11 protein-coding genes are annotated in these 11970 nt (G+C 35.6%); 2 read left to right on the top strand and 9 right to left on the bottom strand.

Features of this window, described 5'->3' with window-relative positions; all coding sequences use genetic code 11:
* Positions 1–174: 174 nt before the first annotated feature.
* Positions 175–687 (top strand): GNAT family N-acetyltransferase, encoded by a 513-nt coding sequence (locus BAMA_RS17330; RefSeq protein WP_034641686.1) that lies wholly within the window; start codon positions 175–177, stop codon positions 685–687.
* 36 nt (positions 688–723) lie between these two features.
* Here BAMA_RS17330 and BAMA_RS17325 read toward each other — a convergent pair whose 3' ends face one another.
* From BAMA_RS17325 to BAMA_RS17300, 6 genes are all read right to left on the bottom strand, one after another.
* Positions 724–2097: an ABC transporter substrate-binding protein gene (locus tag BAMA_RS17325; protein WP_034641683.1), complete on the bottom strand. Its 1374-nt coding sequence runs from the start codon at positions 2095–2097 to the stop codon at positions 724–726.
* Between the two features lie 22 nt (positions 2098–2119).
* Positions 2120–2941, bottom strand: coding sequence for a carbohydrate ABC transporter permease (locus BAMA_RS17320; RefSeq protein WP_034641680.1), 822 nt, complete (start codon positions 2939–2941; stop codon positions 2120–2122).
* Entirely contained in the window at positions 2938–3870 is a 933-nt protein-coding gene (locus tag BAMA_RS17315) for a carbohydrate ABC transporter permease (RefSeq protein WP_034641677.1), read from the bottom strand. Before BAMA_RS17315 ends, BAMA_RS17320 begins: the two co-directional genes overlap by 4 nt.
* Entirely contained in the window at positions 3870–4967 is a 1098-nt protein-coding gene (locus tag BAMA_RS17310; protein ID WP_034641675.1) for an ABC transporter ATP-binding protein, read from the bottom strand. Before BAMA_RS17310 ends, BAMA_RS17315 begins: the two co-directional genes overlap by 1 nt.
* Before the next feature lie 577 nt (positions 4968–5544).
* Entirely contained in the window at positions 5545–6252 is a 708-nt protein-coding gene (locus BAMA_RS17305) for a metallophosphoesterase family protein (protein WP_034641672.1), read from the bottom strand.
* A 131-nt stretch (positions 6253–6383) separates the two neighbouring features.
* Positions 6384–7145, bottom strand: coding sequence for an ankyrin repeat domain-containing protein (locus BAMA_RS17300; protein WP_084158043.1), 762 nt, complete (start codon positions 7143–7145; stop codon positions 6384–6386).
* Positions 7146–7507: 362 nt separating this feature from the next.
* On the opposite strand from BAMA_RS17300, the gene BAMA_RS17295 reads away from it, so the two are divergent.
* Positions 7508–8815: a CitMHS family transporter gene (locus BAMA_RS17295; RefSeq protein ID WP_034641669.1), complete on the top strand. Its 1308-nt coding sequence runs from the start codon at positions 7508–7510 to the stop codon at positions 8813–8815.
* 36 nt (positions 8816–8851) lie between these two features.
* On the opposite strand, the gene BAMA_RS17290 is transcribed toward BAMA_RS17295, so the two are convergent.
* The 3 genes from BAMA_RS17290 to BAMA_RS17280 form a co-directional block, all read right to left on the bottom strand.
* Positions 8852–9538 (bottom strand): response regulator, encoded by a 687-nt coding sequence (locus tag BAMA_RS17290; protein WP_034641664.1) that lies wholly within the window; start codon positions 9536–9538, stop codon positions 8852–8854.
* Entirely contained in the window at positions 9538–11136 is a 1599-nt protein-coding gene (locus BAMA_RS17285; RefSeq protein ID WP_034641660.1) for an ATP-binding protein, read from the bottom strand. The genes BAMA_RS17290 and BAMA_RS17285 overlap by 1 nt, the downstream gene beginning before the upstream one ends.
* A gap of 193 nt (positions 11137–11329) precedes the next feature.
* Positions 11330–11970, bottom strand: a 641-nt coding sequence (locus BAMA_RS17280; protein WP_034641658.1) for a methyl-accepting chemotaxis protein, incomplete at its 5' end; no start/stop codon positions are given.

Genomic DNA, 11970 nt, shown 5'->3' with positions numbered 1-11970 from the left:
AGGAGTATTACAGCACGCAAATAGCGGGATAAACCGTTTCAGTTGACATCTATTACATACATTTGTATATTATCTAAGTTCAAGAATAAACAAGAAAGACGCTCTTTTTGAACTTATTCTTATTTTACTATACAATAGAAATTACGACTTCTATCGTTCTGGAGGGTGATATTATTGGAAATCCGTGTATTAACAAAACAAGACGCTGAAATTTACTTAGAACTTCGTGTGGAAGGATTAAAGCAAAATCCAGAAGCTTTCAGCTCTTCTTATGAAGATATTATTAATAAGGAAGATCCTATTGAATATAAAGCGCAAATATTAGCACAGGATGAAAACTATACATTAGGTGCGTTTAAGGATAACCAACTGATTGGGGTTGCAACCCTGGAAACGAAACCATATGTGAAACAAGAGCATAAAGCAAAAATTGGTTCCGTATATGTATCCCCTAAAGCACGTGGACTTGGGGCCGGGAAATCTCTTATTAAAGCATGTATTGAACTAGCTAAGAAGTTAGACGTAGAACAAATTATGCTTGATGTTGTTGTCGGCAATGATGGCGCCAAAAAGCTATACGAATCTCTAGGCTTTAAAACATTTGGTGTACAAGAGCGTTCCTTAAAGTATAACGGACAATATTGGGACGAGGAACATATGGTCTTATTTTTACATGATGAAGCGTAAGAAAAAGCGTATCCTAAAGGTAGGATACGCTTTTTCTTATTTTCCATTTGTACGATTTGAAATACTAATTGCACGATCTGTCGCTTTTGCTGCTTCATCTAAAGCTTCTTTACTATCTTTTCCTTCATACATTGCCTCTAGCGCCTTTACAACTGCATCACGAGATTCAGGGAAAACAGTAATAAGTGCACCTTGTGTTGCAACATTAGATTTTGTCGCTTGTAACTGTTCTACCGTTACTTTTAGCTGTGGATACTTTTCATATTGCTGTTTTACTAAATCATGAGAATATGCCTCTGGATTAATAGAGAAATACCCTGTTTCTGTATGCCATTTCGCTTGCACATCTGCCTCAGTTAAATATTTCATAAAGTCCCAAGCACCTTGTTGTGTTTCTTCCGACACCATATTTGTCATCCATAACGACGCTCCGCCAACCACAACACCATTTGGATCTACACCTTTTGGATGCGGAAGATAAGCAACACCGACATTAAATTGAGAAGAATCAACAATATCACGAACACCAGCTGAAGAGTCTAAATACATTGCAACTTGCTGAGACTGGAATGCAGCGCGAATATCATCCCAATTTGATCCATACTTCCCAAGTGTACCTGCTTTATTCATTTCATCTAATAAGCCAAATACTTTTTGTCCCTCTTCTCCGTTAAATACCGCTTTCGTTGCAGCTCCTTTACGTCCATTCTCTTTATCTACATATAATCCACCTTGCGTTGCTAATAACTCTTCAAAGAACCAGCCATAATTTAACATAGAGAAACCATACTGTTTTACGCTATCGCCCTCTTTAATTGTTAGTTTCTTTGCTGCTTCTTTTAATTCCTCATATGTTCTAGGAGCTTTTTCTGGATCTAAACCTGCCTTTGTAAAGGCATCTTTATTGTAAATTAATACAGGTGTAGATGAGTTAAACGGCATAGAGTACATTTTGCCATCAACAGAATAGTAATTTGTAATTGCTTTTTCTAATTTCGATGTATCATAGTTATCTTTTTCAATCCAACTATGAATAGGTGTAATTTTCTTACTATCAATCATATATTTCGTCGTAATTTCACTAGATTGAACAAGCGCAGGTGCCTCTTTAGAAGCTTTCATATTTTTAAATTTTGTTAAAGACTCCTCGTATGTTCCTTGAAATTCTGGTTTAATCTCATACTTGTCTTGAGAATTGTTATAGTCACTCACAATCTCATCTAAAACAGTTTGCATGTTACCACCCATTGCATGCCAAAAGCGGACGACAGTTTTATCACCGTTCTTTTCTACTGGAGCTACTTTTTCTCTCTGAGCATTCCCTTCTGTTTTACTACTAGAGCAAGCAGTTGCAGAAAGAGCCATTGTCGCTGCCATCATAACAGCTGCACTTTTTTTCCAAAACTTCATCTTAATCCCGCCTTTTCATGTATTATTTGATTGCACCTTTTGTTAAACCTTGTTGCAATTGTTTCTGTCCTAAAAAGAGTAGAATTAATGTAGGAATCACAATGACTGTAACACCTGCCATTACGCTTCCCCAGTCCGTTGCAACTTCTTGTGATTGAAGTTGTTTCACACCAATTTGTACCGTTCTTACGCTTTCATCACTTGTAATTAAAAGTGGCCATAAGTACATATTCCATGTTGTTAAAAAGCTGTATACACCGAGTGTAATAAAGCTTGTTTTACAGTAAGGCACAACGACGCGGAATAAAAACTTTAAATGCCCAATCCCTTCAATAAATGCTGCTTCCTTTAACTCATATGGCAGCGTCATAAAATGCTGACGTAACAAGAAAATACCAAATGCCGTTGCAAAAAATGGAATGGTCATTCCCGCAAATGTATTCATCCACCCAAATTGCTGCACTGTTAAAAAGTTTGGTACCATCGTTGCTTCCCAAGGAATAAGCATCGTTGAAATAAATAAAAAGAAAATGATATTTCTTCCTTTAAACTTTAAAAATACAAATGCGTACGCCGCTAAACTTGATACAACAAGTTGACCTAGCATTACGAGCGTTGAGACAATAAAACTATTTGCTAAATACGAAAATAAAGGTACTTTCTTAAATACATTCTCAAAATTAGTAAAAGTAAACTCTGATGGGAATAATCTTCTAGCTTGAATATCTTCTGGTGTCATAAAACTTAATAAGAAAGCATATAACACTGGAAAAAAAATCATCGCTGCACTTATTACAAGTAACGTATAAAAAAGGATCTGATATCTCCACGTTTTCACAATCATTTATAATGCACCTTTCTCTCAGCGAACTTAAACTGAAGTAATGTCGCACAGAAAATAAAAAGAAATAAAATGACTGCCTGTGCACTTGCTGTACCAAATTGATAATTTACGAAAGCCTCTTTATAAATAGAATAGACAATTAAATTTGTCGCATCATTCGGACCACCACGCGTTAAAATATCAATTTGTCCAAAGCTTTGAAATGCCCCAATTAACGTCACTGTTATAATAAAGAATAATGTCGGAGATAACATTGGCAATGTAATACGGCGTAATTTATACAAATAACTTGCACCATCAATCGATGAACTTTCATATAAAGTTGTATCAATGTTCTGTAATCCTCCGAGTATCACAAGGAATGCAAACCCCGTATTTCCCCATATCGTTGCAATCGATACAGAAAACAATGCCCATTCTGAACTTGTTAACCATTCAATTGCTTCAATGTTCATCATCCCGAGCACATTATTGAAAAATCCAACGCTTGGGTGAAATAAAAACAACCAAATAACCGCACTTGCAGCTATGGAAATTCCCATCGTAGAAGAAAATAGCACTCGGAAAATCCCAATTCCTTTTAACTTCTCATTTGCCAATAACGCTAAAAATAAAGCCAAGACGATACTCAGAGGAACTGTATATAACACAAATAACAACGTAGATTTAATACTTTTATGAAATGTCGGATCAGAAAACAAGTACTGATAATTCTCCAACCCTACAAATAAGTTTGCTTCGCCATTTACGTCAGTTAGATAGAAGCTATAATAAATCGTTCGAAACAATGGATAAAATAGAAAGATAGAAAACAATACAATAGATGGCGCTAAAAAAAACATCCCTGTTCGGAAATCTCTTGTCCGCTTCCAAAGTGTCAAAGGCTTTACCGTACTCTTTTTCGTTGATACCTTTTCTACCTCAATCATTATTTCACCACCATCCGTAATCCTGGCTCTTCTACTACTTCCATCCTTTTATTTGTACCGCTATAAAAGAAGCATAACTTTTCTTCAGGAAACTTTAATTTCACCTTGTCCCCTTTTTTTAATAGAAGCTGACCATTTACTTTTGCACTCCACATTTCCCCATTTACTAAGAAATTTAAAATGGATTCATTACCTAACACTTCAACAGATTGCAACATTACTTCTTGTCCATCTTCATCTAACTTAATATGCTCAGGGCGAATCCCTACACGGACATGTACTTCTTGCAATTGCTGTAATCGGCCAATGGATAGTGGAATTTCCAACTGGTCTATATGCAATAAACACGTCTCTTTCTTTATATTCCCATCACTAATATTCATAGAAGGTGAACCAATGAAGCTCGCAACAAACTCATTTGCAGGATGATTATATATATCAAGCGGAGTTCCTACTTGTTGAATACTTCCTTTATTTAATACCACCATCCGATCACCCATCGTCATCGCTTCAATTTGATCGTGTGTCACATAAATCATCGTAATACCTAATCTTTGTTGAATTTCTCTAATCTCAGTGCGCATTTGCGCACGAAGTTTTGCATCTAAATTGGAAAGGGGCTCGTCCATTAAACAGATAGGGGCTTGGCTAACAATTGCCCTCGCTAGTGCTACACGTTGCCTTTGTCCACCCGATAGTTGCCCTGGCTTTTCCTTCACATATGCTGTTAATCCAACCATCTCTACCGCTTCCATCAATCGTTTTTTTCTCTCTTCTTTCGGAACCTTTCTTACCTTTAATCCAAAAAGAATATTTTCTTCTACCGATAAATGTGGGTATAGCGCATAATTTTGAAATACCATAGATAAATTACGATCTTTTGGTTCCAAGTCATTCGCAATTTCATGATTAATATGTAACTCTCCAGAACTAATTTCCTCAAGCCCGGCAATCATTCGTAATAACGTACTCTTTCCACATCCAGAGGGACCTACTAAAACAAAAAATTCACCTTTTTCAATTTTAATAGAAACGTCTTTCACTACCGGCTCTTCCGTACTTTTATAAACTTTAGAAACACTACGTAGCTCAATCATTCTCTTGCACCTCTTCATTATTCTTTTGTACCTTTTTCAAATGGATCAATCAAAGGTATAAAATGACACTCCACTCAGTGAGACTGAGTGTTAGCCCGACCAATCCACAATAAACTTTTTATTTAACTTCTACTATTTTTTCACTATCTCCACTATAAAAATAATTTATTAATTTAATTTCCGCTTTTTGTAAAGTGACAGTTAACAATTTGTTAATTATTAACATGTTATTTTTTACATTTTAATTATTTTAATTTTATCAACCGTACCTAATTTTTTATGAAAATAAGAAAGAACGCAGCTTTTCCTTATAATGTTTAGGAAAAGCTGCGCCATAATATTTTTATAAAATGAAACTTCAATCGTACTTTCATGAGCTGTGAGATCCCCTCTAAACTTCTTCACTTCTCTCAAAATATAAAGTGAAACTTCAATCAGCCGGGGTTTTCTCCATCCCCACTGATTGTCAGCCCGACCAATCGGACTTTTACGGACTGTTAATCTCCCACCTAAACTTCTCTGAATCCTCTAAGTTTTGAGGTGGGAGTCTTACAGACCGCTAATGCGGGATAAAAAATTATTTTTTCACCATATATACATTTTGACTTGGTAACTCTAAACAGTTTAACTGCCCACCATATACTGCTCCACCGTCAATTCCAATAATACGATTTTCTCCAAAATACACATCATGAATTTCATGATTTCCATGAAGGTATTTTGTCTCTGTATGCCCAAATACAACAATTTTTTCACCTTGATATTCATTATGAAACTCATTTCGTATCCACATAAGTTTATATGGGTCTGTTTCAGAAACTTGCTTCGTTGGTTCAACACCAGCATGGACAAAGATATATTCATCCGTTTCAATATAGTGCTCTAATCCTTTTACAAAATGTAAATGTTTATCTAATGTACGAGATATTAACTTCGGTTTCTCAAATCCTTCACTTTCTATAGCGAGTTCTTTCTCCGAAAGACCATAACTATACAATGTTTTATCTCCGCCATTTCTCTTAACCCAATGGTTCCATGAATTTTCTTCATTCATTGTTAACGCTTTTATCATCATATCTTCATGATTACCTTTTAATACGAAAGCCCCCTCTTCCTTTAATTGCATTACTTTTTCAATAACTGCCCTTGCATTGGGGCCCCGATCTATGTAGTCTCCAAGTAAAATTAATTGATCGTGCTTTGCATTATAGTTTACTTCTATTAATAGTTTCTCAAATTTTTCTATCTCCCCATGTATATCACTTATAACTAATATTCTTTTCATGTATTCCCCTTCTTTCTAAGCTGAATATATTCTATTATAACTTAAAAGACGAAATATTCAGTACTTTAAAAGTACATAAAAAAATCTGCCATATAATCAACAATTATATGGCAGATTTTTATGCTCTATCTTTACATATCTCCTGTTGTTTCATCTGCTCCAGCTTCTACCAACATATCAACCATTTCTGTATATCCTCGTTCCGTTGCATGTACTAACGGTGCTTTCCCTTCTTTATCAACAATATGCACATCTGCCCCGTTTTCAAGAAGTAGCTGTACAACTTGTTGATGCCTCTCATCTCCATTCCCAAGAACAACAGCTTCTAACAAAGCTGTCCAACCAACATTATTCACATGGTTCACATCTATATCAGTAGACGTTAATAATTCCTGTACAACTTCAACATGACCTTTCTCAGCAGCAGGAATCAGCGCTGTACCTCCATAACGATTTGTTATACTCGTGTCTGCACCAGCTGCAATTGTTAATTTTACAATTTCTAAAAAACCTTCCGCGCTAGCATAAAGAAAGGGAGTATCTTGATTCTTATCCTGTATATTAATATTAGCACCTGCTTCTATTAATACCTTGACCGTTTCAACATGGTTATGATATGTAGCAGCCATAATCGGTGTTTCTCCGTCTTCTCCCTGCACATTAATATGTGCACCGTCTTGCACCAGTTTCATAACTGTTTCTGTATCCCCAAGCTTGGCTGAAAGCAACAATTGTTTATCAATCCAATTACTATCCTTCTTTTTTGGCTTTATCTCTTTTTCGGCTTCTACCTTCTTCTCCTTTACTTTCACTGATTCCACTTCACTTTGCTTATCACAAGCGACCATTGAAATAACAAGGGCTAGTAGTATCAAAAATAAATTTTTTCTCATATTCAAAACAATGACAACTCCTATGAATGATAATATCTTTTCTAATTTTCATTTCATAAACTCTTTACTTCATACATTTATCCATAAATTACTCATATTCCTTCACCTATTCTATCATTCTTATGAAATTTAAATCATATTAAAAAAATTTAAATAAAAAACTTACCTTCTCCTAAAAAAAAAGAAACCTTTTTCCATTTCATGAACAAAATGAACAATATACACTCTATGTTTTTAATAAAGTTATTCTTCTAATCATTTACCATATACTTTCCACCCCTTATTATAATCTTATTGATTTTATTTTCAGAAAATTGAGTTTCGTTTTGAAAGCGCAATCAATACAGTTGAGGAGGGGTTTTATGCTAGCTTGGTTAGGATTTGGTATGGTCTTTGTATTCATGTTTTTAATTATGACAAAGCGTATGTCCGCACTTGTTGCGTTAATGCTTGTTCCTATCGTGTTTGCGTTAATTGGGGGATTTCACGCAGAACTAGGGCCAATGATGTTAGAAGGAATTAAAAACTTAGCTCCAACAGGTATTATGCTTATGTTCGCTATTTTATACTTCGGTATTATGATTGATAGTGGCTTATTTGATCCTGTTATTTCTACAATTTTAAAGACTGTAAAAGGTGATCCATTACGAATCACAGTTGGTACAGCAATTCTTACACTTATCGTTTCATTAGACGGCGATGGTACAACAACATATATGATTACAATCTCTGCAATGTATCCACTATACAAACGTCTCGGTATGAATCCACTTATGTTAACAGCTATTGTTATGCTTGGAGCGGGGGTTACAAACCTTACACCTTGGGGCGGACCAACAGCGCGTGTTATGAGCGCCTTAAACCTTGATGCTTCCGAAGTATTTACACCGCTTATTCCAGCGATGATTGGAGGCGCAGCATGGGTTATCCTTGTTGCTTATGTATTTGGAGTAAAAGAAAGAAAACGTTTAGGTATCCTTGAAATACAATATAACAAAGAACAGCAAGCAATCATGGCTGAGCAAGCTGCTACAGTTGAAACACCTAGCTATAAACGTCCGAAGTTATTATGGGTTAACTTTTTATTAACTGCTATTCTTATGACATTCTTAATTTTAGAAGTGTTACCGCTTCCAGTTTTATTTATGAGTGCTTTTGCAATCGCTATCATGATTAACTATCCAAACTTAGAACAGCAAAAAGAACGTATTGCATCGCATGCTGGAAATGTATTAGCAGTTGTTTCTTTAGTATTTGCTGCCGGTATCTTTACTGGAATTTTATCTGGAACAAAGATGGTAGATGCAATGGCTGAAGGTCTAATCGCTTTAATTCCTGATGTATTAGGACCGCATTTACCAATTATCACTGCAATTATAAGTATGCCATTCACATTCTTTATGTCTAATGACGCTTTCTATTTTGGTGTATTACCAATTTTAACAGAAGCGGCTGCGGCTTATGGAATTTCTGCTGCTGAAATGGGGCGTGCTTCATTACTTGGGCAACCTGTTCACTTACTAAGCCCACTTGTTGCTTCCACATATTTATTAGTTGGTATGGCAAAAGTTGATTTTGGAGAACATCAGCGTTATACATTACTATGGGCAACTGGTACAACATTAGTTATGCTTGCTGTCTGTCTTGTTCTCGGCGTTGTTCCACTTTAAAGAAAAAAGTAGAGGAGATTTCCTCTACTTTTTTCTTTATCTTTGAAAGTACCTTCTCTCTGGTCTTCCAACATTCCCATATATAAGTTCCGCATAAATCTTCTTTTCTGAAATTAAATACTCTAAATAACGCCTTGCTGTTGATCGGCTCACACCTGCTTCTTTACTTAGCATTTCTGCAGTAACACCTGTGTCTCCTATTTGTGATACATACTTTGTGATTTTACTTAATGTTAAAGGATCGATACCTTTTGGAGATAATTCATTGTCATTCTTTTCTTCATTTGCTTGAGACCATAAACTTTTAATTTGTTCTGGTGATAGTTGTTCATTTTCTTTAAACTGTTTCACCTTGTTTCGGTAGCTTTCTAGGCTCTTTTGAAAACGTTCAAACATGAGTGGTTTTACAATATAATCAGCCACTCCGCCTCGAAATGCTTGTCTCACCACATCAACTTCTGATGCAGCGGTAATCATAATAATGTCTGTATCTTGTAAATATTGACGGATGAATGAAACAATTTCTGTTCCTTGCATATCCGGTAAATATACATCTAATAAGACGAGCTGTGGTTTTACAAGTTCTAACCACTCTAACGCTTGCTCCCCTGTTGTAGCTGTACCAATTACTTTAAACCCTTCTATTTTCTCAGTAAATCTACGATGAATTTCAGCAATACGAACATCATCTTCTACAATTAATACTTCAATCACTTCAGGCATTACGTTTCCCCTCTTTCTTTCGGCAATGCAACAATAAATAAAGCACCACCTAAATCCCCTTTTTCAATCGCAATACTTCCTTGTAATTCTTCAACCAATTCTTTTACTTTTGCTAATCCATAGCCACGTTTTTCTCCTTTTTTAGTTGAAAAACCTCTATTAAATATGTGAGCTACAAGAGCATCCTCAATTCCAAGTCCTGAGTCTTCTACTTCAATCACTATTTCTTTTCCTACATCTGTTACAAATAGCCTTACTTTTTTTTCATCACTATTCTCTGCAGATTCAAATGCATTTGTAATTAAGTTACCTAATATCGATACAATATGACTGCTATCAATGTGAGCACTTAATTGCTGTAAGCTACTTTCTCTATCTAGTATGAAATCAATCTTTAATTCTCGTGCCCTGTTATAAAAACCAATTAAAATACCACCAAGCCATGGATTTTGCAGCCGCTTCATAATAAACTGTACAAAATCTTGTTGAACAGCAGTTTCCTTATGAATTAACTCTAGTGCTTCCTCGTAAGACTCAAGCTGGATTAATCCTGATAGCGTATACAATAAATTTTGATGTTCATGCGTCTGTGCGCGTAATGCCTCGGTGTAACGTTTTACTTGAGATAGCTCCTCTGTTAATTGGTCCATTTCTGATTTTAAGCGGAAGCTAGATACCGCTCCTATGACTTCTTTTCCAACTTTAACTGGCAAACGGTTTGCAATTACAGCTTCTCCCTCTATTTCTAATTGACGATCAAGCTGCTTTTCTCCTGTGCGTAGCACTTCTAATATAGAGGAATTGGGAACAACCTTTAAAATATGTTCTCCAACTACATTTTGATTCGTTTCCAAGGAAAGAATATTATATGCCGCTTCGTTCACTAGACGAATTGAACCGTTTTTATCAATAACCATAATTCCTTCACGAACAGATTCAATAACCGCACTACGCTCCTCGTATAAAGATGAAATTTCTTCTGGCTCAAGTCCAAACATCATTTTCTTTATACTTCGTGCAAGATATATAGAACCAAAAATCCCAATAATTAATCCAATTACAGCAATCCAAACAACTCTATCTGCATATGTCTTCGTTACTTCATCAATATCATTTATCGAAAAACCTACTGACACAACACCGATAATATGACCTTGTTCATCTCGAACGGGCACTTTCCCTCTCAGAGAGGGTCCTAATGTTCCCGTTGCTTTTGAAACATACGATTTTCCTTCTTCTAAAACAGCTTCATTATCTCCCCCGACCATCTCTTTTCCTATTCTATTTTTTACAGGATGAGCATACCGAACCCCATCTTTGTTCCCAACAACGATAAAGTCTGCGTTTGTTTCTACACGAATTTTTTCTACAATAGGCTGAATGATTTCTGATGGGTTTTCTTTAAAAAACGCCTCACGTACTTCCGGAATAAGGGCAATTGTTTCTGCAACGTGCAATGCTCTTTTTCCAATTTGATCTTCTATTGATTTTGAAAGGATATAGTAAAAAAGAATACTCGTTAAGAGAATAATCAAAAGAACGAGACTCCCAATAAACAATGCAATTCTTGGTTGCAATTTTAACTTCTTCACATTCATTTCTTTTTTCTTCCTATCTTCTTATAGTCTATATAAATTTTACAGAAAATACAGATATATTGAAATGAATTTATGAGATAATATTAATCTTTTTTCACAAATCGGGCTTTTACAGCCGTTAATGTAGAATAGAGCAAAGGCTACTATCAAGTCAGTTATACCAACTTAATAGCAGCCTTTTCATTTCATGCCCTTATAGTTTAAACTTCCCTATCATTTCTTGTAATTCTTCCGCCATTTGTGCTAAATGCACTGCGGCAGAATTAATCTCTTCAATTGATGCAAGTTGCTCTTCAGAGGCAACTGCAATATTTTGTGTACTTGCAGAGTTTTCTTCCGCTGCTGATGCGATTTCATTAACGGATTTTGTCACTTCTCCTGCATCGCCTGCCATCTTATTCGATACATCTACCATATTATTAATTTGCGATACAATATCATTTGTTGATTTCAAAATTTCACTAAAGCTTTGTTTCGTTTCATTCGCTACCGTAAGACCTGATTGGACTTCTGTGCCCACTTCTTTCATCGAATCAACTGTTTGTTTAATATCAACCTGTATATGTGTCACTAACTTTCCAATCTCACTCGAAGATTGTTCGGATTGCTCCGCCAACTTTCTTACTTCATCTGCTACAATCGCAAATCCTCTTCCATGTTCTCCAGCTCTTGCAGCTTCAATCGCAGCATTTAATGCCAATAAGTTTGTTTGCTGTGCAATATGCTGAATGACTTCTAAAATTTCACCTATCTGTTTTGACTTCTCATCTAACGATGTAATCATCGTATCTGAGTGAACAACCGACTGATGAATCGATTGCATTTGATTTACTG

This window comes from Bacillus manliponensis, assembly GCF_000712595.1.
GTDB lineage: Bacteria > Bacillota > Bacilli > Bacillales > Bacillaceae_G > Bacillus_A > Bacillus_A manliponensis.
Note: the sequence above shows the minus strand (reverse complement) of the source record. Positions and strands in the feature narration are given on the sequence as shown.